General features: G+C 68.2%; 20 protein-coding genes. 9 read left to right on the top strand and 11 right to left on the bottom strand.

The genetic code is table 11. The features are described from left to right. Positions 1–61: 61 nt before the first annotated feature. The 4 genes from I6J77_RS04415 to I6J77_RS04400 all read left to right on the top strand — a co-directional run bounded on the left by I6J77_RS04415 (position 62) and on the right by I6J77_RS04400 (position 4,865). The gene (locus I6J77_RS04415) at positions 62–646 is read left to right on the top strand and encodes a response regulator transcription factor (RefSeq protein WP_056764097.1); all 585 of its coding nucleotides are present in this window, start codon (positions 62–64) and stop codon (positions 644–646) included. Positions 647–840: 194 nt separating this feature from the next. Next, on the top strand, positions 841–3,096 hold the full coding sequence (locus I6J77_RS04410) for a TonB-dependent receptor (protein WP_204110717.1): 2,256 nt from the start codon (positions 841–843) through the stop codon (positions 3,094–3,096). A gap of 147 nt (positions 3,097–3,243) precedes the next feature. Beyond that, positions 3,244–4,410: a sialidase family protein gene (locus I6J77_RS04405; protein WP_204110716.1), complete on the top strand. Its 1,167-nt coding sequence runs from the start codon at positions 3,244–3,246 to the stop codon at positions 4,408–4,410. Further along, on the top strand, positions 4,407–4,865 hold the full coding sequence (locus tag I6J77_RS04400; protein ID WP_056717842.1) for a hypothetical protein: 459 nt from the start codon (positions 4,407–4,409) through the stop codon (positions 4,863–4,865). Before I6J77_RS04405 ends, I6J77_RS04400 begins: the two co-directional genes overlap by 4 nt. A gap of 12 nt (positions 4,866–4,877) precedes the next feature. Here the strand turns inward: I6J77_RS04400 and I6J77_RS04395 are convergent, their stop codons facing one another. The 3 genes from I6J77_RS04395 to I6J77_RS04385 all read right to left on the bottom strand — a co-directional run bounded on the left by I6J77_RS04395 (position 4,878) and on the right by I6J77_RS04385 (position 7,871). Continuing rightward, entirely contained in the window at positions 4,878–5,879 is a 1,002-nt protein-coding gene (locus tag I6J77_RS04395) for an isoaspartyl peptidase/L-asparaginase family protein (RefSeq protein ID WP_204110715.1), read from the bottom strand. Between the two features lie 98 nt (positions 5,880–5,977). Next, positions 5,978–7,462 carry a M56 family metallopeptidase gene (locus tag I6J77_RS04390; RefSeq protein ID WP_239309191.1) on the bottom strand — a complete coding sequence of 495 codons (1,485 nt, stop codon included), beginning with the start codon at positions 7,460–7,462 and terminating at the stop codon, positions 5,978–5,980. A 40-nt stretch (positions 7,463–7,502) separates the two neighbouring features. Then, a complete protein-coding gene (locus tag I6J77_RS04385; RefSeq protein ID WP_204110713.1) occupies positions 7,503–7,871 on the bottom strand; it encodes a BlaI/MecI/CopY family transcriptional regulator in 369 nt (122 codons plus the stop codon). Positions 7,872–8,105: 234 nt separating this feature from the next. On the opposite strand from I6J77_RS04385, the gene I6J77_RS17905 reads away from it, so the two are divergent. Further along, positions 8,106–9,461: a 3-oxoacid CoA-transferase gene (locus tag I6J77_RS17905; RefSeq protein WP_204110712.1), complete on the top strand. Its 1,356-nt coding sequence runs from the start codon at positions 8,106–8,108 to the stop codon at positions 9,459–9,461. 56 nt (positions 9,462–9,517) lie between these two features. Here the strand turns inward: I6J77_RS17905 and I6J77_RS04375 are convergent, their stop codons facing one another. The 3 genes from I6J77_RS04375 to I6J77_RS04365 all read right to left on the bottom strand — a co-directional run bounded on the left by I6J77_RS04375 (position 9,518) and on the right by I6J77_RS04365 (position 12,048). Next, on the bottom strand, positions 9,518–10,471 hold the full coding sequence (locus I6J77_RS04375) for a HAMP domain-containing sensor histidine kinase (protein WP_239309190.1): 954 nt from the start codon (positions 10,469–10,471) through the stop codon (positions 9,518–9,520). A gap of 112 nt (positions 10,472–10,583) precedes the next feature. Next, positions 10,584–11,315: a response regulator transcription factor gene (locus I6J77_RS04370; RefSeq protein ID WP_056717836.1), complete on the bottom strand. Its 732-nt coding sequence runs from the start codon at positions 11,313–11,315 to the stop codon at positions 10,584–10,586. 85 nt (positions 11,316–11,400) lie between these two features. Then, a complete protein-coding gene (locus I6J77_RS04365) occupies positions 11,401–12,048 on the bottom strand; it encodes an arylesterase (RefSeq protein ID WP_204110710.1) in 648 nt (215 codons plus the stop codon). Here I6J77_RS04365 and I6J77_RS04360 point away from each other — a divergent pair. From I6J77_RS04360 to I6J77_RS04350, 3 genes are all read left to right on the top strand, one after another. Then, a complete protein-coding gene (locus I6J77_RS04360; protein ID WP_204110709.1) occupies positions 12,047–12,745 on the top strand; it encodes an ABC transporter ATP-binding protein in 699 nt (232 codons plus the stop codon). The genes I6J77_RS04365 and I6J77_RS04360 overlap by 2 nt on opposite strands. 85 nt (positions 12,746–12,830) lie before the next feature. After that, positions 12,831–15,308 (top strand): ABC transporter permease, encoded by a 2,478-nt coding sequence (locus I6J77_RS04355; protein WP_204110708.1) that lies wholly within the window; start codon positions 12,831–12,833, stop codon positions 15,306–15,308. Positions 15,309–15,435: 127 nt separating this feature from the next. Further along, the gene (locus I6J77_RS04350; protein ID WP_204110707.1) at positions 15,436–16,575 is read left to right on the top strand and encodes an SLC13 family permease; all 1,140 of its coding nucleotides are present in this window, start codon (positions 15,436–15,438) and stop codon (positions 16,573–16,575) included. 9 nt (positions 16,576–16,584) lie between these two features. Here I6J77_RS04350 and I6J77_RS04345 read toward each other — a convergent pair whose 3' ends face one another. Next, the gene (locus I6J77_RS04345; protein ID WP_204110706.1) at positions 16,585–17,370 is read right to left on the bottom strand and encodes a DUF4097 family beta strand repeat-containing protein; all 786 of its coding nucleotides are present in this window, start codon (positions 17,368–17,370) and stop codon (positions 16,585–16,587) included. 150 nt (positions 17,371–17,520) lie between these two features. On the opposite strand from I6J77_RS04345, the gene I6J77_RS04340 reads away from it, so the two are divergent. After that, on the top strand, positions 17,521–18,030 hold the full coding sequence (locus tag I6J77_RS04340; RefSeq protein ID WP_204110705.1) for a hypothetical protein: 510 nt from the start codon (positions 17,521–17,523) through the stop codon (positions 18,028–18,030). 53 nt (positions 18,031–18,083) lie between these two features. Here I6J77_RS04340 and mazG read toward each other — a convergent pair whose 3' ends face one another. The 4 genes from mazG to I6J77_RS04320 form a co-directional block, all read right to left on the bottom strand. After that, the gene (mazG, locus tag I6J77_RS04335; RefSeq protein ID WP_204110704.1) at positions 18,084–18,887 is read right to left on the bottom strand and encodes a nucleoside triphosphate pyrophosphohydrolase; all 804 of its coding nucleotides are present in this window, start codon (positions 18,885–18,887) and stop codon (positions 18,084–18,086) included. 105 nt (positions 18,888–18,992) lie between these two features. Continuing rightward, positions 18,993–19,805 carry a 3'(2'),5'-bisphosphate nucleotidase CysQ gene (gene cysQ / locus I6J77_RS04330; protein ID WP_204110703.1) on the bottom strand — a complete coding sequence of 271 codons (813 nt, stop codon included), beginning with the start codon at positions 19,803–19,805 and terminating at the stop codon, positions 18,993–18,995. Beyond that, a complete protein-coding gene (nudE, locus tag I6J77_RS04325; protein ID WP_007809604.1) occupies positions 19,802–20,359 on the bottom strand; it encodes an ADP compounds hydrolase NudE in 558 nt (185 codons plus the stop codon). The genes cysQ and nudE overlap by 4 nt, the downstream gene beginning before the upstream one ends. A 23-nt stretch (positions 20,360–20,382) precedes the next feature. Beyond that, a complete protein-coding gene (locus I6J77_RS04320) occupies positions 20,383–21,159 on the bottom strand; it encodes an inositol monophosphatase family protein (protein WP_204110702.1) in 777 nt (258 codons plus the stop codon). Positions 21,160–21,163: the final 4 nt, after the last annotated feature.

Here is a 21,163-nt window from a genome sequence, read left to right as displayed (position 1 = left end):
GCGTGCAAGTCGCGCCGCTTCCGGCAAGAATGGACGCTGGATCACCATCAGGACCCCCGCGATGACCGAGTTGCCCCAAGCTGCCACGGCGCGCCCGCTGCTGCTGGTCGACGACGATGCCACCTTCCTGCGCGTACTGGCGCGTGCGCTGGGCTCGCGCGGCTTCGAGGTGATCACCGCCAGCAATTTCGACGAGGCCCGCGCACTGACGCGCCGGCACCATCCGCGCTACTGCGTGCTCGACCTCAAGCTGGGCGAAGAAAACGGCCTGCGCCTGATCCCCGAGCTGCACACCCTGGTGCCCGACCTGCGCGTGCTGCTGCTGACCGGCTACGCCTCGATCGCCACTGCGGTGGAGGCGATCAAGCGCGGTGCACACGACTACCTGGCCAAGCCGGTCGACGCCGATGCCGTGGTGCGCGCCCTGCTCGATGGCGACAGCGAAACCGACGACGCCGACCTGCCCGACACACCGGAACAGCCGCTTGCCCTGCGCCGACTGGAGTGGGAACACATCCAGCGCGTGCTGACCGAATGCGACGGCAACATCTCCGAAACCGCCCGCCGCCTCGGCATGCACCGGCGCACCCTGCAGCGCAAGCTGAGCAAGCACCCGGTGCGCGAACGTCCCGACCGGGAAGACTGATCGCGGGGCGGGCATTGCCCGCCGCTTTCCCGGAACCGCAAGAGCCGGCGGGCATTGCCCGCCCTACGTGTCGTCGGCACCTTTCGCCGCGTCCGTGCATCCCATGGCCGTCCCCCGCTGCGACAACACGCCATCTGTCGTGCGCGTGGCAGCGGACTATCCTTGCAACCCTAGACCCCCATCCAGAGTATCGCTTGAACGCCCTCCCGCTCGGCCTTTGCGCTGTCGCACTCGCGGTGTCTTCCAGCCCGCTGCCGGCCGCCGACACCGCCTTGCAGACCACCACCCTCACACCGGTCTCGGTGCACGCCAGCGACACCATGGTGATGGAGACACCCAGCGTGCAGGTGCGGGTAAAGCGGGCGCAACTGCAGCAGCAGAACGTCACCGAGAGCGCCGATGCGCTGAAGTACGCGCCGAACATGATGGTGCGCAAGCGCTACATCGGCGATCCGAACGCGGTGATCAGCGGCCGCAACGCCGGCACCCTGCAAAGCGCACGCAGCCTGGTCTATGCCGACGGCCTGCTGCTGTCCAACCTGATGACCAACGGCTGGGACGGCGCACCGCGCTGGGGTATGGTGGCGCCGCAGGAAATCGGCGCCGTCGACATCCTGTACGGCCCCTATTCCGCGCTGTATCCGGGCAATTCGCTGGGCAGCACCGTGCTGATCCACACCGTGCTGCCGCAGCGGCTGACCGCCAGCGTGAGCACCCAGTTCTTCAGCCAGGACTACCGTGACGCGTACGGCGCCGGCGGCCACTACAACGGTCACCAAGCCGCCGCCACGCTGGGCAACAAGCAGGGCCGCTGGAGCTGGCTGCTCGAATACAGCCGACTCGACAACCGCGGCCAACCGATGCAGTACGCCACGGCCCGGGCCGGTGGCGACCCCGCCCTGGCCGTGCCGGTGACCGGCGCCACCGCTGATCGCAACCCGAACGGCAGCGCGCGGCTGGTCTACGGCGCCAACAGCATCGAACACACCGTGCAGGACCAAGCCAAGCTGAAAGTCGGCGTCGACCTGGGCGAGCACGTCGCCGCGCTGTTCACCGTGGGCTGGTGGCACAACCGCGCCGAGGACTTCACCCGCAGCCTGATCCGCGATGGCGACGGCAACCGGGTCGATGGCGGCGTCATCAGCGCAGACGGGCAGACCTGGACGCTGCCGGCCAGCGGCCTGGCGCCTTCCTCGGCCAGCGACACGCACATGCTGTACGGCATCGAGTTGAACGGCCATCTCGACAACGGCTGGCGCTGGACCGCGGTGGCCAGCCACTACGACTTCCTGCGCTCGCTGGCCGGCAGCGCGAACAACGCCGAACCGGGCCGCCCCGTCAACGGCCCGGGCACGGTCGCCAACAAGGCCGGCTCGGGCTGGGACACCCTCGACCTGCGCAGCTCCGGCCCCATCGGTGATCGTCACATGCTGTACGCCGGCATCCATGCCGATCGTTACGTGCTGGACAGCCAGCTGCGCAACGCCAGCCACTGGCTGGGCGATGCCGACGGCACGCTGGTCAGCGCATTCGGTGGCCGCAGCCAGACCCGCGCGCTGTACCTGCAGGATGTATGGAGTTTCGCCGATGCATGGGCGCTGACCCTGGGCGGCCGGCTGGAACAATGGCGGGCCTACGACGGCCTGCGCGGCAACGGCAACACCACGCTGCGCTACGCCGACCGCCGACGCACCGACTTCTCGCCCAAGGCCGCGCTGAGCTGGGACTTCGCCGAAGACTGGGAACTGCGCCTGGCCCATGGCAAGGCAGTGCGCTACCCGACCGTGAACGAACTGTTCCAGGGCAGCCTGTCGGCCAATGCGATCGTCAACAACAATCCGAACCTTCGGCCCGAGATCGACGAATCCACCGACCTCACGCTGAACCGCCACCTGGAAAACGGCCACTGGCGCATTTCGCTGTACCAGGACCGCATCGCCGATTCGCTGTACTCGCAGACCGACATCACCGTCACCCCCACCGTCACCAGCGTGCAGAACATCGACCGCATGCGCAGCCGCGGGCTCGAGGGCGAGATCACCCTCACCAACCTGTGGCTGGATGGACTCGACATGCAGGCCAGCGTGGCCTTCAACAACGCCCGCACCCTGGACGACAGCCAGTATCCGCTGGCCAACGGCAAGCTGTTCCCGCGCATCCCGAAAATCCGCGCCAGCGTGTTCGCCGATTACCGCTTCGCGCCGCAATGGGACGCCTCGCTGGGCATCCGCCATTCCGGCCGCCAGTACGGCACGCTGGACAACAGCGACCACGTCGACAGCTACGGCGCGGTAAGCCGCTTCACCGTAGCCGACGCCCGGCTGCGCTGGTCCTTCGCGCCCGGCTGGACCGCCGCGCTCGGCGTCGACAACCTGACCAACGAACGTTACTGGGTCTACCATCCCTACGCTGGCCGCACCTGGTTCGGCGAGCTGCGCTGGGAGTTGTGAAGAACTGCCGGACCCCGCGCGCGATACTCCCTCCCCTGCTCGCAGGGGAGGGTTGGGGTGGGGTCGCTCTTGATCGCCAAAGTCAAAAGCACCCCCTCCCAACCTCCCCCTGAAAGCAGGGGGAGGAGCAAAACCCGAGGAGCATTCATGCGCCACCTGCTGATCACCCTGCTCTGCCTGCTCTCGCCCGCCCTGTTCGCCCACGACGGCATGCACATGGACATGCCCAAGGGCCCCGAGCTTGGCGCCAGCGCCGCGTTCGACAGTCACGGCCGGCTGTACGTGGTGGACGCGGCGGACGGTCACGTGCGGCTGCGCCACTCCGATGACGGCGGCCGCACGCTGAGCGCGCCGGTCGAGGTGAACGCCGTGGCGGAACGCATCTATGCCGAAGGCGAGAACCGGCCGAAACTCGCCTTCGGTCCCCACGACGAGATCTACGTGAGCTGGTCGCAGCCGCGCACCGCGCCGTGGACCGGTTTCGTGCGCTTCGCCCGTTCGACGGATCGCGGCGAGCATTTCAGCGAACCGCTCACCGTGCATCATGACCATGCCGAGATCACCCACCGCTTCGACGCGCTGGCGGTGGACGGCAAGGGCCGCATCGTGATCGCCTGGATCGACAAGCGCGACCTGGTCGCAGCCGACGGTGCGAACAAGCCCTACCTCGGCGCCGCGGTCTACTACAGCTGGTCGGAGGACGGCGGCGCCAGCTTCGTGCCCGAGCGCAAGCTGGTCGACCAGAGTTGCGAATGCTGCCGCATCGCGCTGGCGCGTGCGCCCGACGGGCACGTCGCGGCGTTCTTCCGCAGCATCTACGGCGACAACATCCGCGACCACGCCTATGCCGTGTTGCGCACGGACGGCCAGGACAGCACGGTCCGGCGCGCCACTTTCAGCGAATGGCATATCGCCGGCTGCCCGCACCACGGCCCCGGCCTGGCGATCGGCGCTGACGGTGTCCGCCACGCGGTGTGGTACGAGGCGAAGAGCGCGCCCACGATCCACTACGGCCAGCTCGATCCCGGCCACCCGCCGCAGCACGCGACGACGATCGCCGCCGCCGGTGCCAGCCACGCCGACGTGGCCGTGCACGGCCACACCGTGTGGGTGGTGTGGAACCAGGTCGGCGCGGATGGCTACACGCTGATGCTGCGCCGCTCGACCGACAACGGCGCGCACTTCGACGCGGAACGCGCCATCGCGCACAGCGGCGGCGCGGTCGGCTCACCGCAGTTGCTGACGAAGTCGGGCCAGGCCTTCGTGGCCTGGAATACGACGCAGGGATTTCGCCTGATCGGGACAGCGCCATGAAGCGCCTGCTGCCGCTGCTGTTCCTACTGTTGCCAGCACTGGCCTGCGCCGGTTCGCTGCAACCGCTGGCCGCCGATGACGTGGCCGCCCTGCTCAAGCCACCGGCGCACGGCGAACGCATCATCGCGCTGTGGGCGCTCGATTGCGCCTACTGCGAACCGAACCTGCAGGCGCTGGCCAGACTGCAAGGCCAGCATCCCGACGAGATCGAGCTGGTGCTCGTGACCACCGACGGCATCGAGCAGGCCGCGACGATCGAGGCGCGCCTGCGCGGCATGAAGATGGACGGCTATCCGAACCGCGCCTACGCCGAAGCGTCGCCCGAACGCATCAATTTCCTGCTCGACCCGCACTGGGGCGGCGAGACACCGCGCGTGCTGGTGATCCGCGCCGACGGCAGCCGGCTCGGCATCAGCGGCGCGCTGACGCCCGCGCAGCTGCGCAAGCTCCTGTAGGGCACCGCGCGCTTACGGTTGGGCGACGCTCTCGGCCGGCGCCGGCTCGGGGATCTCGGTGGTGCCATCGTCCTCGTCGCCGTACAGCGCCACGTGCGGCACGCCGTCGGCGCCGATCCAGCCGCGATACATGCCATCGGTGTTGAACGGGATCGAGATGTGGCCTTCCGCATCCAGCGCGATCGCGCCGCCGTTGCCGCCCATCGACGGGATTTCCTGGTTGATCACCTCGGCCGCGGCGCGCTTCAGCGGCACGCGCATCTGGGTCACCTTCATGCAGATCTCGTGCGCGGCCACGGTGCGGATGTAGAACTCGCCCCAGCCCGTACCGGACACCGCGCAGCCCGAGTTGGCATATGTGCCGGCACCGATGATCGGCGAATCGCCGATGCGGCCCCGGCGCTTGTCGGTCATGCCGCCGGTGGACGTGCCGGCAGCCAGGTGGCCCTGCGCATCCAGCGCCACCGCGCCCACGGTGCCGAAATGTCTGGCCGTCTCGACGTCCGCATGGGCCTGCTTCGCCGCGTCTTCCTTCAACGCCTTCTGCAACTGCTGCCAGCGCTCCTCGGTGCGGAAATAGGCGGGATCGACCAGGGTGAAGCCCTGCTCCTTCGCAAACGCCTCGGCACCGTCACCGGAAAGCATCACGTGGGGCGAATGCTCCATCACCGCGCGCGCCAGCAGGATAGGATTCTTCACTCGCCGCACCCCGGCCACCGCGCCGGCACGCAGCGTATAGCCGTCCATGATTGCCGCATCCAGCTCGTTCCTGCCGTCATGGGTGAACACCGCGCCCTTGCCGGCGTTGAAATTCGGATCGTCCTCCAGCACGGCGAGCGCGGCAGCCACCGCGTCCAGCGCCGGCTTGCCCGCCTTGAGCTCGGCGTAGCCGTTCTGCAAAGCCTGCGTCATCGCCGCGCGTACCGCCTGCTCCCTGGCCGGCGTCATGTCGCGCTTGATCACGCCAGCACCACCGTGGATCACCAGGACGGGTGACACGGCGGCATGGCTCATGGCGGTGATTCCGATGGCTGCAAGGGCGGCAAACAGATGACGCGATTTCACGACACTCTCCCGGACGGTGACCGGGCGAGTATAGCCATCCTTCCGCGTCACTTCGGCGCGAAGTGCACCCGTTTTTTGCCCTCCAGCTCAACCTTCACGCCGGCAAGGTCGGCCACCCGCTGCAATGCGGTGCCGGCCGGCATGTCGTTGAACGACAGCGTCACGGCATCCTGCCCCAGCGCGTCCGGATTGATCAGAGTCCAGCCCGCCTTCTTTGCGATCGACTCCGCCGCAGCGCGCGTGGTGCCGTTCGTGATGTGCTCGGTCACCCTGACCGGCGATGCCTCGGCGAGCACCTGGGCCGGGCAGCCTGCCTGGGGCGTGATGTCGATGACATAAGCCTGCTTGCCATCCGCGCCCTTGCCCTTGGCGTGCAAGGTCTGGCCCAACGCGCCGCGCAACCGGCTATGCGCAAGCGACGCGGTGCCGTTGCTGCCCACCGCCAGATCGATGCGCAGCTGACCATCGACAGGCACAGCGGTTGCTTCCACCGTCATTCCGCCCACGCTTGCCGTCGCCGTCTTGCCCGGCAGCGTGCACAGTGCCATCGCCGCTGTTTCCGCATGACGCTTGTGTCCGTCGTCGGTCGACAATTCGACCTGCATGTCGAGCTGGTACTGCGCTCCCGCGACTGGCGGACTCGTGTGCGTCGCCTGCGGCGCGCTGGCGGCATAGACCGAACCGCCCACGATGATGGCGAGAGCGAAACCGGCGACGGCTCCGGCACCCTGGCGTCGGCGATTCGATGAAGGCTGTTTCAACATGACAATACGCTCCGTGAGTGGATGACGAGGGGACCAGGTGCAACCCACCGGCAGCGCGAATGCGGCCGACTGGGTCTTCAACATCGCGTTTGCATAGCTGCGCCGCCGCTCGCCGTGTTCGCGCAGCACGGCGGCGTCGCAGGCCAGTTCCTGGTCGCGGCGAAGTGCGGCAAGCGCCCACCAGGCCAGCGGGTGGAACCAGAACAGCGCGGCCGTCAGCCGGGCGAACAGGCACCACCAGCCATCGTGGCGGCGCGCGTGCGCGGTCTCGTGCGCGAGGATCAGCATGCGTTCGCTGGCGTCGTAGCGCTGCTCGAAATCCGCCGGCAGCACGATGCGCATACGCCAGGCGCCGACCAGGGCCGGGCCGACATCCGTGCCGACGGCGCGCAACACCGGCCAGCGCGACGAAGAGACAGGCATGGCGGTGGCTCCGCGCAGGCAGCGCCGGTAGCGCTGCTGCACCAGCGCGGCCAGCACCAAACTGCACACGCTGCCGGCGACCCAGGCCAGCATCGCAAGGACGCGCCAGTCGATGGCACCTGATGCCGCCGCATGCACCGGCAATGCAGCGGCGGCCGAGGTGATCGCGATCACCACCGGCGACAGCACCACGACCGGCGCTTCAGCCACATGGGGCAACTGGCTGGCCAGCATCGCCAATGGCGGCAACAGCCACAGCTGGAATGCCCGCTCGGCGCCGAACAGCCGGCGGCATGCTCTGCGCAACGCGGCCACGATCAACACAGATGAGGTGAAGGCCAGCACCAGCAGCCAGCCGCGTTCGAGCCAGTCGATCGCCAGCAGTTCACTGTTCATCGTCGAGCTCCTTCAGCAGCTTGCGCAGCTCGGCGATGTCCTTCTTCGACAACTTGCGCTGCTCGGAGAAGTGCGCCACCAGCGGCGCCACGCGACCGCCGAACAGTCGGTCGAGCAGGCCCTTGCTCTCCTGCTGCACGTACTGCTCGCGGCTCAGCAGCGGCGTATAGAGGTAGCGGCGGCCGTCGCGCTCGGCGTGCACCGCCTTCTTGCGCAGCAGGCGGTTGAGCAGGGACTTGACCGTGCCTTCCTGCCAGTTTTGCGCCGGGCCGACCTCGGCGAGGATTTCCTCGGCGGTACGCGGCGCTTCGCGCCACAACACGTCCATCACGACGGCTTCGGCTTCACTGATTGCCATGGAGCACCGTTTACATGTGTAAGTGAAATGATGTTTACACGTGTAATTGATTGCGTCAAGTCTCTTTCGCGTGGGCAGGAACCGCTTCGCCGCAGCGCCGGAACCCGATGCAGGGGTCGCCGCAACGACGCGACTCCGGCGTGGACACGCAGGCCTCGGACCTTGGTACAAGGTCGATCCGGTGCAATCCGTCGTATCCTTGTCAGCTGACTCTCCCTGCAGGAAGGCACAGCAATGGACAAGGTTTATCCCAGCGCCGCGAAGGCCCTTGATGGTCTGTTGGCCGATGGCATGACCATCGCGGCTGGCGGTTTCGGCTTGTGTGGCATCCCCGAGAACCTGATCGGCGCGCTGCTCGAAGCCGGCACGAAGGATCTGACCATCGTCGGCAACAACGCCGGCGTGGACGATTTCGGCATGGGTCCGCTGCTGAAGACGCATCAGGTGAAGCGCGTCTACGCGTCGTACGTCGGCGAGAACAAGGAATTCGAGCGGCAGACGCTGGCCGGCGAACTCGAACTGCACCTGACCCCGCAGGGCACGCTGGCCGAGAAGCTGCGCGCCGGCGGCGCGGGCATCCCCGGTTTCTACACGCGCACCGGCTTCGGCACCAAATTGGCCGAGGGCAAGGAGACCAAGGTCTTCGGCGGCAAGGAATACGTGCTGGAGGAATCGATCACCGCCGACCTGTCGATCGTCAAGGCGTGGAAGGGCGACGCGCACGGCAACCTGGTGTTCCGCGAGACCGCGCGCAACTTCAACCCGATGATCGCCACCTGCGGCAAGGCCTGCGTGGCCGAGGTCGAGCACCTGGTGCCGGTGGGCGAACTGGACCCCAACAACATCCACGTGCCGGGCATCTACGTCGACCGCATCGTGCAGGGCGCGAAGTACGAGAAGCGCATCGAGTTCCGCACCCTCGCCGGCGTGGTCGGCGCGAAGGAAAGCCCGATCCGCGTGGCGATGGCCAAGCGCGCCGCGCAGGAGCTGCGGGATGGCTTCTACGTGAACCTGGGCATCGGCATCCCCACCATGGTGGCGAACTACATCCCCGACGGGGTCAACGTCACCCTGCAGTCGGAGAATGGCCTGCTCGGCATCGGCCCGTTCCCGACCGAGGACCAGCTCGATCCCGACCTGATCAACGCCGGCAAGCAGACCATCACCACCCTGCCCGGTTCCAGCTTCTTCTCCAGTGCCGATTCGTTCGCGATGATCCGCGGCGGCCACATCGACCTGTCGATCCTTGGCGGGCTGGAAGTCTCCGCGCACGGCGACCTGGCCAACTGGATGGTGCCGGGCAAGATGGTCAAGGGCCCGGGCGGCGCGATGGATCTGGTCAGCGGCGTCAAGCGCGTGGTGGTGCTGATGGAGCACTGCGCGAAGGACGGCTCGCCGAAGATCAAGGACCAGTGCGAGCTGCCGCTGACCGGCAAGCAGGTGGTCGACCTGATCATCACCGACCTGTGCGTGTTCGCGGTGGAGAAGGGCAAGGGCCTGACCCTGCTCGAACTCAACGAAGGCGTGAGCCTGGATGACGTTAAGGCGAAGACCGGCTGCGCATTCGACGTGGCGCTGTCGACCCCGTAATGCCCAGGCGAGGCGGGAACGGCCCGCCTCGCTGCTGCGGACATGCCGGTGTTCGCCTACACGCCGGCTTCCGCCACCTCGGCGGGCAGCGGATGCGGAAAGCGGATGCTCGCCACGTTTTCCCTGCCGGGCAAAGTCTGCAGTTCCAGCGACCAGGCGAAACGGTCGCTGATCCGTTGGGCGATGGCCAGTTCGAAACCGTGCCGATCCACGTTTTCCACCGGCGGGGAATGGGCGTGGCCCGTTTCCAGCACCTCGGCATGGTTGCGCACGCTGATCATCCCCGGCAGCACGCTGATCACCACCCGGCCCTGCTCGGTCTGCTGGGACGCGTTGCGGATCAGCTGCCAGCACAACACCGACAAGGCCTGCGGCGAGCCCTGCAGGGCGAACCGCGCAGGCTCTTCCAGCAGCAATTCGATCGGCCGCCCCGACAGCATCTCGCGGGCGGCCTCCAGTTCCTCCTGCAGCACATCGTTGACGATGAAATGGCGATCGTCCATCGGGCTGTCCGCTTCGCGCGCCAGTACCAGCAGGGCCTCCACCAGGACTTCCATCTCGCGCGTGGCGCGCTTGATGCGGCGCACCGAGCGGCTCCCGAAGTCGCTGAGCCCCTCTTCCTCGGCCAGCATGTCGACCGACATCTTGATCACGGTGAGCGGGCTGCGCAGTTCGTGGCTCGCGTCACGGGTGAAGTTGCGCTCACGCTGGTTGTAGTTGGCCAGGCGTACGGCGAAGCCGTGCAATCCGCGGGTGAGCGAGGCCACGTCCGCATCGGTATGCGCCGACAACTGTTCGACCCGCAGCAGTCCGGGGTCCGGCGACTGGCCGTCCCAGCGGTTGACCACGCGTGCCAGCGCGCGTACCGGGCGCCATTCCCGGCGGGTGATGAACCATGCCAGCGCCGTGATCACCACGATCACCGCAATCACCAGGGGCGTGGGAATCACGTTGTACATGCCCAGCACGCAGACGAAGACCACCGTCACGAACTGCAACGCGAAAACCATGGCGATGCGTCGACGGAACGCGCCCGTCGGTGATGCGGCTATGGTGACCCGGCTATCCATTTCCTGTACTTGTCATCTCAGTCATGGCCTTCTCTGTCACGGTCACCGCGGGTCACGCCGTCTCGGGCGAGGAGGCAACTTCCGATTCCAGATCCGCGAGGCGATAACCTGCCGAATGGATGGTGTGTAGCAGGGGGCGTGCGAAGGGTTTGTCGATGACCCGGCGCAGGTTGTACAGATGCGAGCGCAAGGTGTCGGAGTCGGGCAGCGTGTCGCCCCAGATCTCGCGCTCGATGTCGCGCCGGCTGACCACGCGGGGCGACTCGCGCATCAGGATCGCCAGCAGCTTCAGGCCGATCGGCGAGACGGTCAGCTCCTGGCCCTCGCGGGTCAGTTGCAGGGTGGCGGTATCCAGCGTCATGTCGCCCACCGTGAGCACCTCGGTGGAGACCTGGCGACGGTCGCGGCGGATCAGGGCGCGCACCCTGGCCTCCAGCTCGCGCACCTCGAACGGCTTGACCAGGTAATCATCCGCACCGGCTTCCAGCCCGGCCAGCTTGTCCTCCAGCGTGTCGCGCGCGGTCAGCATCAGCACCGGGGTGGACTTCTTGGCCTCCTTGCGCAGCTTGCGGCAGACCTCCAGCCCGTCCAGTCCCGGCAACATCAGGTCCAGCACCAGCACGTCATAGCTGTTGGACACCGCCAGGTGCAGGCCGCTGACCCCATCGGCCGCGTAATCGACGGAATAGCCCCGGCGTTCGAGAAATTCGCCCACCATCTCGGCGATCTGGCGGTTGTCTTCCACCAGCAGAATCAGGCCCGCTTGCTCGTCGTGTACGGTCATGTCGTCAATCCCCATCCGTGATTTCACATAAGTGAAGATGAAAGCGGCGCCAAGGTGAGGGGAATGTGAAACGACCAGCGACGATTCAGAGACCGTTGGGTTTGGCTCCCCGGCCCAGCAGGGGTTGCAGCTGCTGCCACACGGTGTCGAGTACTTGCGGCTGGGCCGCCGCCACCGGATGCATGCCGTCAGCCTGCATCTTCGCCGGGTCGAGCGCGATGCCTTGCAGCAGGAAGGGCACCAGCGCCGTGCCGCGGCTGCGGGCGAGGTCGGCATAGATCGCCCGCAGGCCATCGCGATACTGCGGGCCGTAGTTCACCGGCAGCTCGATGCCGACCAGCAGCACGCGCACTTTCGCCTGTTGTGCCGCCACGATCATCGCGTCGAGATTGGCACGCAGCGCGGGCAACGGCAGGCCACGCAGGCCGTCGTTGGCGCCCAGCTCCAGCACCAGCACGGCGGGGTGGTACTTCTTCAGCAGGGTCGGCAGGCGGTTGCGTCCGCTCAACGACGTCTCGCCACTGATGCTGGCATTGACCGCGGTCCATTTCGGCACCATGGTGGACAGACGCGCATCCAGCAGATGCACCCAGCCGGACTCGACCGGGATGTTGTGCGCGGCAGACAGCGAATCACCCAGGACCAGCACGGTGTTCGGCGTGGCGGCCTGCGCCGTGCCCAGCCAACCGAACAACAACCCGCCGCACAACCACCAACAAAGGCTTCGACGCATGAGTGATTCTTCCCGACCGCTGCTTGAAGCCCATGATGTTAGCAAGTCGGTCGATGGCCCCGAGGGAAGGCTGGACATCCTCGACAAGGTCAGCCTGCAGATCCGCCCCGGCGAAAGTTTCGCCATCGTGGGCGCCTCCGGTTCCGGCAAGACCACCCTGCTCGGCCTGCTGGCCGGCCTGGATACGCCGAACAGCGGCGGCATCGTGCTGGACGGCCATGCGCTGCAGACGCTGGACGAGGAGGCCCGCGCCGACCTGCGCCGACGGCTGGTCGGCTTCGTGTTCCAGTCGTTTCATCTGCTGCCGGCGCTGACCGCCGAGGAAAACGTGATGCTGCCGCTGGAGCTGGAGGGCAGCAGCGACGCGCGCGCCCGCGCCCGCGACGCGCTGGAAGCGGTGGGACTGGGCTCGCGCCGCCGGCACTACCCGGCCCAGCTCTCCGGCGGCGAGCAGCAGCGCGTGGCGATCGCCCGCGCCTTCGTCCACCGCCCCCGCGTGCTGTTCGCCGACGAACCCACCGGCAACCTCGACCAGCGCACCGGCCACCACATCTGCGACCTGCTGTTCGCCCTGAACCGCGGCCACCAAACCACCCTGGTGCTGGTCACCCATGACGCCACCCTGGCCGCTCGCTGCGATCGGCGCATCGAGCTGGAGGAAGGGCGCGTACTGGCCACCTCCGGAGAAGCCGCATGAACGGCATCGGCTTTGCTCCCTCCCCTGCGCGCCCCAAAGGGACTTCCTGCGGTCGCAGGGGAAGGTTGGGGTGGGGTGCTCGCCCATGAACCTGTTGCGCCTGTCCCTGCGCAGCCTGCGCCGCGAATGGCATCTGCCCGAGCTGCGCACGCTGGCCGCGTCGCTGGTGCTGGCCGTGGTCGCGCTCGGCGTGGTCGCCACCCTGGCCACGCGGATCGAACGCGGCATGCTGGCCAGCGCGGCCGAACTGATCGGCGGCGACCTGGGCATCTCTTCGCCACAGGCCTTGCCGGCGACCTACGCCGAGCAGGCGCGTGCAGACGGCTTGTCGCTGTCCCGCACCGCCAGTTTTCCCAGCGTGGCGTTCGCCCACGAACAGGCCCAGTTGCTCGACGTGCAGGCGGTCGATGCGGCCTATCCCCTGCGAGGCACGCTGGAACTGGGCGGCACCGCGGAGCGCCGCAGCGGCGGACCGGCCAGTGGCGAGGTCTATCTCGACCATCGCGCCCTTGTCGCACTGAATCTGAAGGTCGGCCAGCCGCTGCAGCTGGGCGGCCGCGAACTGACCATCGCCGCCGAACTGATCCGCCAGCCCGATGGCGGCGAGCTGCTGGCGCTGGCGCCGCGCGCCCTGATGAACCTGGCCGATGCCGAACAGGCCGGCCTGCTCGGCGTCGGCAGTCGCGCCCGTCATCGCCTGCTGCTGGCCGGCACGCCCACGGCCGTGCAACGCTGGCGTGACTGGACGCAGTCGACCGGCCTGCCGCAGGGCGCGCAACTGATCACGCCCGAGCAGACCCAGGAACGCATGCGCAGCGCCTTCGACCGTGCCGGTGCCTTCCTGCGCCTGACCGCCCTGCTCTCGGCGCTGCTGGCGGGCATCGCGATCGCGCTGTCGGCGCAGCGCTACGCCCGTCGCAAGACCGCCGAAGTCGCCCTGCTGCGCGCCCTGGGCACGCCGCGACGGCGCGTGCTGGCACTGCTGCTGGGCACGCTTGCCGCCCTGGCCGTGCCGGCAACTTCACTGGGCATCGTGCTGGCGCTGGGGCTGTCGCAGCTGGCCTGGCTGCTGGCCAGCCAGCTGTTCGGCAACGTGCCGACCCTGCTGCCGTTGCTGCCGGCATTCGCCGCCGCGGCGATGGGGATCGCCGTGCTGGTCGGCTTCGCCCTGCCACCGCTGGCGCGGCTGGCCGAGGTGCCGCCGGTGGCGGTGTTCCGCCAGAGCCTGCAGCGACGGGTGCGCCGCTTCGATGCGCTGTACCTGATTCCGCTGTTGGTGGCGCTGGGCCTGATCTGGAGCCAGAGCAGCTCGCTGCAGCTGGCCGGCATCCTCGCCGCCAGCCTGCTCGGCGTGGCGCTGATCGCGGCGCTGCTTTCCGGCGCGCTGCTGTGGCTGGCCCGCCGCATCGCCCCCGGCGCGCATCCGGCCTTGCGCCTGGGTCTGGCCGCGCTGGCGCGGCGCCCCGCGCTGAGCGTGATCCAGGCCACCGCGCTCAGCCTGGGGTTGTGCGCGCTGCTGTTGCTGGCCGTGGTCGCGCCCTCGCTGCTGCAGGGCTGGCGTCAGGAGTTGCCGGCGGACGCGCCGAACTGGTTCGCGCTGAACCTGCAGGACGACCAGCGCCCGGGTTTCGCGCAATCGCTGGCCGCGACGGGCGGCGATCAGCTGAACATGCTGCCGCTGGCCGTGGGCAAGCTCACCGCGATCAACGGACGACCGATTGACCAGTTGCACTTCGAGGACCCGCGCGCGAAAGAATGGGTCGACCGCCAGCTGCGCCTGTCCTGGTCGGCCGAGCTGCCACCGGCGAACGAGGTGGTCGCCGGCCAATGGCAGGGCGCGCATCCGGCGCGGGCCGAGGTCTCGATCGACACCATGTGGCGCGACATGTTCGCCCTGAAGCCGGGCGACACGATGAGTTTCGACGTCGGCGAAGGCCGCATCGACGCCACCGTCAGCAGCGTGCGCAAGGTGGACTGGAGTTCGTTCCGGGTCAACTTCTTCCTGCTGCTCGATCCGGCCCACGTGGGCGACCTGCCGCACAGCTGGCTGGCCAGCTTCCACCTTGCCCGCGGCCATGCCACGCAGCTGGCGCAGCTGTCGCGCGACTATCCGAACCTCAGTCTGGTCGACGTCGATGCGCTGCTCGATCGGGTGCGCGAGATCATCGAGCGGGTCGGCAATGCGGTGCGCTGGATTCTCGGCTTCAGCCTGCTCGCCGGTGCGCTGGTGCTGATCGCGGCGCTCGCCTCCAGCGCGGCGGAAAGACGCCACGAAGCCGCGCTGCTGCGCACGCTGGGCGCCCGTCGGGGGCAATTGCGCGTGGCTGCCGCCTGCGAATTCGCCTTGCTCGGCCTGGTGGCCGGGCTGACCGCCGCGTTCGGCGCAGCGGGAGCCGGCCTGTGGCTGGGCCAGGCCGTGTTCCATATCGAGGGCTTCGTGCCGCCGTTCGCACCACTGGCACTGGCGGCGCTGCTCGCGGCCTTCGTGGTGATGCTGCTGGGGCTGGCCGGCACCCGCAAGGTCAGCCGCACGCCGCCGATGCGCCTGCTGCGCGAGGGGTGAGCGGCTGTGAGTCTTTCAACCTCCCAGGCCGGACATGGACCGGACGTGCGATGGAAGAAACCAACGGAAGAGGTTTTCCTCGCAGGCTCTGAACGGAACGCCCGGCGCGACTGATAGAGTTGCGCCGATGCCCTCCCGCCCGACGCCGCCGACGACTGCAACCCTGCGCCAGCGCCTCGCGGACGAGTGGCTGCTGTGCCTGTTCGCGGTGCTGGCCATCGCGCTGGCGATCTTCGATCCGCAGCCACCGGGCCGCTATCGGCACTGGCTGCAGCTGCCCACGCTGGCGGGCCTCACCGGCCTGCTGATCGCGATCCAGGGCATCCGCGACAGCGGCCTGGTGCAGCATGCCGCCGTGGCCGTAGTGGCGCGCGCGCATTCGCTGCGCAGCCTGGGCCTGTTGCTGGTGGTGGCGACGGCGCTGCTGTCGATGGTGCTGACCAATGACGTGAGCCTGTTCCTGATCGTGCCGCTGACCCTGGCGATCGGCAGCGTTTCGAATTTGCCGGTGCTGCGCATGGTGGTGCTGGAAGCCCTGGCGGTGAATGCAGGCTCCACCCTAAGCCCGATCGGCAATCCGCAGAACCTGCTGTTGTGGCAGCACTCGAAGCTGCCGTTCCTGCACTTCGCCGCGGCGATGCTGCCGGCGGCGATGGTGATGCTGGTGCTGGTCGCCGGATTCGCCTGGCTGTGGCTGCCGCGCGACCGCGTGGCGTTGAACCCGCACCGGATCGACGGCGCCGTGATGTCGGCGCGGCTGGGCGCGTGGTCGATGGCCGCCCTGGTCGGCATGGTGATCGCCATGGAATACGGCCAGGCGCCGCTGGGGGCCGGGCTGTTGCTGCTGTCGTATGCGCTGCTGGCGCGGTCCAGCCTGCTGCGGATCGACTGGCTGCTGCTGGCCACCTTCGCCGCCATCTTCGTCGGGCTCGGCCATTTTTCCAGCCTGCCGCTGGTGCAGCAGGCGCTGGACCGGCTCGACCTCGATCATCCGCTGACCCTGTATGCCAGCGGCATCGTCGCCGCCCAGCTGATCAGCAACGTGCCGGCGACGGTGCTGCTGCTTGAGCGTACGGCGGACCCGATCGCGCTGGCGGTCGCGGTGAACGTGGGCGGCTTTGGCGTGGCGATCGGTTCGCTGGCCAACCTGATCGCCCTGCGCCTGGCGAAGCAGCCGCAGGGGCTGCGGCTGCTGCACCGGGTCTCGATACCGTTCCTGCTGATCTGTGCGCCGCTGGCCTACCTGGCGTGGCGCTGGCTGGGCTGACCGGCCCGATCAGTCGTCGTCGTTGTCGTGCGGCACGCTGACCTTGCCCTTCACGCCCGAGTGGTTGACGTCGCCACTGCCCTTGGCGCCCAGGTTGAAGTCGCCACCCACATCGCTGACGTCGAGGTCGCCGGAGCCCAGCGTGTCGGCGCGCACGCTGCCACCGACCTGGCGCAGGGTGACATCGCCCGAACCGATGCTGCCGATGCGGGCATCGCCCTTGACGCCCTCGGCCTTGAAATCGCCGGAGCCGACCGAGCCCAGGTCGAGGCTGCCGATGTCGGTGGCGTCGACATCGCCCGAACCCACGCTGGCGCCGAGCTTGCCCGACAGCTGGCGCACGTGCAGGTCGCCCGAGCCCACGCTGGCCTGCAGCTGTTGCACGCCGGTCACGTCGGCGTCACCGGAGCCGACGCGCAAGGTCACCGGCAGGTTGGCGGGCAACTGCATGGTGACTTCGAGACTGGCATAGGAGTCGCCGCCGAACAGGTTGAAGGTGAAGCCGCCGCCATCGCCACCGATGTCGATGAGCAACTGGTCGCCGTCGCGGCGCTGGGTGACCTGCAACTTGTCCAGCACCGCCTGGCTCGATGCACAGGCGCGGCCGGTCAGGGTCAGCCCCTTGTTGCCGTCGCTGCCGGTCAGGTGCAGATCCTGGCTGTGCACGTCGATCTGGACGCCGTGCACGCCGGCCAGGTCCAGCTGCAGGTTGCGCGGCGCCTCATATTTGCAGGGGCTGGCGGCGAAGCAGGCGAACGGGGCGAGCAGCAGGGCTGCGGTGAGAATACGGCGCATGGAACTCTCCTTGAGGGATGGACGCGGTGGGTCGACACCGGTTGGGATGCCGCTGCCCGCCAAAGGGTTGCAAGCGGGCGACACGAGCGCGCCGGTCAACCCGTGCCGCCCCGCCGCGTTCCTGCTGTGTACCCATCACGGAGACAGACCATGCATCGCAAGACCCTGCTCGCTTCCACGCTGGCCCTGATGATCGCCGGATCGGCCACCTTCGTGATGGCCCAGAATACGCCGCCGCCGGCACCGCCCGCCAAAACGGGCAAGTCCATGCACGTCCTCCCGGGCGACCATGGCGATGCGATGCGCATGCACATGCGCTCGCACGGCTTCGATCGCGGGCACGGCCGCGGGCACGACGGGGTGATCGGCGACCTGCATGCGCTGGAACGGCTGTACACGCAGGCCGGCCGCGGCAAGGAGATGGCCGCGGTCTACAACGACGTGCTGGCCAAGTCGCAGGACCCGCAGGTGCGTGACTACGTCTACCAGCGCCTGGCTCGCCTGCAGGCGCAGCCGGCGAACGTGGATCAGGCGATCGCCACCCTGCGCAAGGGGCTGGATGAAAACCTGGCCAACGAGGCGAAGATGCGTGCCGAGCACGAGAAGATGCGCGCTGCCTGGCAGCAGCGTGCCGGCCAGGCCGCCCCCGCGGCCAGGTAGGTTCCGCCGAGGCGAGGAACGGGCGGCGCGATGGTTTCGGCCGTCGCGCCGTTTCAGGATGCCCGCTCGGCCTGCTTGGCGCGCTGCCACAGTTGCTCCTGTTCATCGAGCGTGCGCTCGGCGAACGCCGTGCCCTCGGCAGCGGCCAGCTGTTCCATCTGCCGGAACCGGCGCTCGAACTTTGCGTTGGCATGCCGCAGCGCCTGCGAGAAGTCGACGCCGGCGTGGCGCGCCAGGTTCACCATCACGAACAGCACGTCGCCGATTTCATCCTGCAGGCGCGCCGGATCGGCGCCGTTGGCGAATTCGACCCGCACCTCTTCCACTTCCTCGGCCAGCTTCTCCAGCACCGGCTCGGGGCCCGGCCATTCGAAGCCGGTGGCGGCAGCGCGCTGCTGAAGCTTGTAGGCGCGCTTCCACTCCGGCAGGCCCGTCGAGATGCCGGCCAGCGCACTGTCGTCCATCGACGCGCCTTTCGCCGCGCGTTCGGCCGACTTGATCTGCTCCCACGCCTGCATCTGCTCGGTGAGGTCGGCGTAGCGCGTGTCGCCGAACACGTGGGGGTGGCGGCGCAGCATCTTCGCGCTGATCGCGTGGGCCACGTCGGCGAACTCGAACAGGCCGCGCTCGGAGGCCATCTGGGCGTGGAAAACCACCTGCAGCAGCAGGTCGCCGAGTTCGTCGCAAAGGTCGGTCCAGTCCTGCCGATCGATCGCATCGGCGACCTCGTAGGCCTCCTCGATGGTATAGGCCGCGATCGAGGAAAAGTCCTGTTGCACATCCCACGGACAGCCTTTCTGCGGATCGCGCAGGCGCGCCATGATGCCTAGCAGATCATCGAGGCCGTGTTTGGTCATGAGATGAAAAGTGAGTGGAGAGGAGTGATGAGTGAGAGAAAGCCAAGAAGCCGGCGTGAGGGAGCGGGATGGAGTGAACCCCTCTCGCTACTCGCTCCTTTTCATTCACTCCTCGCCTTTGAGCAGCCGTGCGGCCCAGTCGATCGCACGATCGCCCACCGCGATGAACTCCGGATTCAGCAGCGATTCGCCCCGGTTGTAGCGGAACGGCTGGCCGGCCAGATCCAGCACGGCGCCGCCGGCCTCGTCGAGCACGCATTGTGCCGCCGCGGTGTCCCATTCGCTGGTGGGGCCCAGGCGCAGATAGACGTCCGCATCACCGCGCGCGATCAGGCAGAACTTCAGCGACGAGCCCAGCGGCACCATCCGGTAGTCGTCGCCGATCAGGCGTTGCAGCACCTCGCCCTGCGCACCGCCGTGCGAGCGGCTGCCGGCCACCGTCGGCGGCTGCGCCAGCGCCCGTGCGTGAATGCGCTGCCATGCGCCGTCCGCCTGTGTCTGCAGCCAGGCGCCCTGGCCTTGCGCGGCGACGTACAGCTCGCCGGTCACCGGCGCCAGCACGACGCCGAGCACGCTGCGGCGATCGTCGATCAGGGCGATGTTGACGGTGAATTCGCCGTTGCGCTTGACGAACTCGCGAGTGCCATCAAGCGGATCGACCAGCCAGTAGCGCGACCACTGCTGGCGTTCGGACCACGGCCGCGCGCTGGCTTCCTCCGACAGCACCGGCCATTGCTCATCGAGCGCAGACAGGCCCGCCATGATGGCCTGCTGGGCGGCGAGGTCGGCGGCAGTCAGCGGCGACGCATCGTCCTTCATCTGCACCGCGAAGTCGCCGTGGTAGACATCCAGGATGGCCACCCCCGCCGCGCGTGCGATGACGCCGATCTTCCTTGCCAGTTCGGGCGGCATGCTCATGATTTCCGGAACCTTCCGGCAAGATATTCGCGGGCCATGAACAGCGCGGCGATCGAGCGCCCCTCGGTGACGTCGTCACGGCCGAGCAAGGTGTGCAGTTCGGACATCTTCCATGGCACCACTTCGAGTTCCTCCGGTTCGTCGCCGACCAGCTTTTCGGGATACAGGTCCTGGGCCAGCACCACGTGCGCCATGTGCGTCATGTACGACGGCGACAGCGACAGGTTGTGCAGGATCTTCAGCTTGTGCGCGCCGTAGCCGATCTCCTCCTTCAGCTCGCGCTCGGCGCCCTGCTCGGCGGTCTCGTCCTGGTCCAGCCTGCCCTTGGGCAGGCCGAGTTCGTAGCGTCCCACGCCACCGCCGTATTCGCGCACCAGCAGCACCGTCTCGTCATCCAGCATCGGCACGATGATGACGGCACCCAGGCCGCTTCCCTTCAGCCGCTCGTAGGTGCGGCGCTCGCCGTTGGAAAACTCCAGGTCGACCTGCTCCACATGCAGGAAATGGCTGTCGGTGACGTCGCGGGTCGCGTGGATGATCGGTAGTTTGCGCATCCGCCCATTCTAGCTCGCGTGGCTCAGCGCCGCAGGCGCTGCAGCGCCTGCGCGTGGATCGCGGGCGTGCCGGCCAGCACGCTGCGCGTGTCCAGACCCGGCGCAGCGCCATGCAGGTCGGTGAACACGCCGCCGGCCTCGCGCACGATCACCGCCAGTGCCGCCACGTCGAGGATGTTCACGTCCGACTCGATCACCAGATCGAGGCTGCCGCGCGCCAGCAGGTGGTAGTGGCAGAAGTCGCCATAGCCGCGGATCCGGTTGCTGTCGCGGATCAGCGCGCCCAGCGCATCCCAGCGGGAGTCGCCGGTGAGGGTCCGGATGTTGCCGGTGGAAATCGAGGCCGCGCCCATTTCGCCGGTCGCCGCCACGCGCACGCGTTCGCCGTCCAGCCAGGCACCTTCGCCGGCGCTGGCCCACATCGTCTCGCCGTAGACCGGCGCGCTCGACACGCCGAGCACCAGTTCGTCGCCATCCATCAGGGCGATCTGGGTGGAGAAGAACGGCGTGCGGCGCACGAAGCTCTTGGTGCCGTCCAGCGGATCGACCAGCCACAGCAGGCCGCCGCGCTCGCCGTCCAGGCCGAACTCCTCGCCGTAGATCGATGCCTGCGGCAACGCGGCCTGCAGGATCTTCCGGATCGCCTGCTCGGCTTCGCGATCGGCCACGGTGACCGGCGTGGCGTCGGACTTCAGTTCCACCTCGACGCCACGACGCCAGTAGTGGCGGATCACCTCGGCGGCCGCCGCGGCCGCGTCGCGGGCGGCTGACAGGGCTGTTGCGGCGATATCGGGAGTCATGCCG

This window comes from Rhodanobacter sp. FDAARGOS 1247 (assembly GCF_016889805.1).
Lineage (GTDB): Bacteria > Pseudomonadota > Gammaproteobacteria > Xanthomonadales > Rhodanobacteraceae > Rhodanobacter.
Note: the sequence above shows the minus strand (reverse complement) of the source record. Positions and strands in the feature narration are given on the sequence as shown.

Excerpts from the sequence above, each read along its gene's own strand:
- I6J77_RS04415 (WP_056764097.1), top strand. The coding sequence starts at position 62 with ATGACCGAGTTGCCCCAAGCTGCCACGGCGCGCCCGCTGCTGCTGGTC.
- I6J77_RS04405 (WP_204110716.1), top strand. The coding sequence starts at position 3,244 with ATGCGCCACCTGCTGATCACCCTGCTCTGCCTGCTCTCGCCCGCCCTG.
- I6J77_RS04400 (WP_056717842.1), top strand. The coding sequence starts at position 4,407 with ATGAAGCGCCTGCTGCCGCTGCTGTTCCTACTGTTGCCAGCACTGGCC.
- I6J77_RS04395 (WP_204110715.1), bottom strand. The coding sequence starts at position 5,879 with ATGAGCCATGCCGCCGTGTCACCCGTCCTGGTGATCCACGGTGGTGCT.
- I6J77_RS04385 (WP_204110713.1), bottom strand. The coding sequence starts at position 7,871 with ATGGCAATCAGTGAAGCCGAAGCCGTCGTGATGGACGTGTTGTGGCGC.
- I6J77_RS17905 (WP_204110712.1), top strand. The coding sequence starts at position 8,106 with ATGGACAAGGTTTATCCCAGCGCCGCGAAGGCCCTTGATGGTCTGTTG.
- I6J77_RS04375 (WP_239309190.1), bottom strand. The coding sequence starts at position 10,471 with ATGGTTTTCGCGTTGCAGTTCGTGACGGTGGTCTTCGTCTGCGTGCTG.
- I6J77_RS04370 (WP_056717836.1), bottom strand. The coding sequence starts at position 11,315 with ATGACCGTACACGACGAGCAAGCGGGCCTGATTCTGCTGGTGGAAGAC.
- I6J77_RS04360 (WP_204110709.1), top strand. The coding sequence starts at position 12,047 with ATGAGTGATTCTTCCCGACCGCTGCTTGAAGCCCATGATGTTAGCAAG.
- I6J77_RS04365 (WP_204110710.1), bottom strand. The coding sequence starts at position 12,048 with ATGCGTCGAAGCCTTTGTTGGTGGTTGTGCGGCGGGTTGTTGTTCGGT.
- I6J77_RS04355 (WP_204110708.1), top strand. The coding sequence starts at position 12,831 with ATGAACCTGTTGCGCCTGTCCCTGCGCAGCCTGCGCCGCGAATGGCAT.
- I6J77_RS04350 (WP_204110707.1), top strand. The coding sequence starts at position 15,436 with ATGCCCTCCCGCCCGACGCCGCCGACGACTGCAACCCTGCGCCAGCGC.
- I6J77_RS04345 (WP_204110706.1), bottom strand. The coding sequence starts at position 17,370 with ATGCGCCGTATTCTCACCGCAGCCCTGCTGCTCGCCCCGTTCGCCTGC.
- I6J77_RS04340 (WP_204110705.1), top strand. The coding sequence starts at position 17,521 with ATGCATCGCAAGACCCTGCTCGCTTCCACGCTGGCCCTGATGATCGCC.
- mazG (WP_204110704.1), bottom strand. The coding sequence starts at position 18,887 with ATGACCAAACACGGCCTCGATGATCTGCTAGGCATCATGGCGCGCCTG.
- cysQ (WP_204110703.1), bottom strand. The coding sequence starts at position 19,805 with ATGAGCATGCCGCCCGAACTGGCAAGGAAGATCGGCGTCATCGCACGC.
- nudE (WP_007809604.1), bottom strand. The coding sequence starts at position 20,359 with ATGCGCAAACTACCGATCATCCACGCGACCCGCGACGTCACCGACAGC.
- I6J77_RS04320 (WP_204110702.1), bottom strand. The coding sequence starts at position 21,159 with ATGACTCCCGATATCGCCGCAACAGCCCTGTCAGCCGCCCGCGACGCG.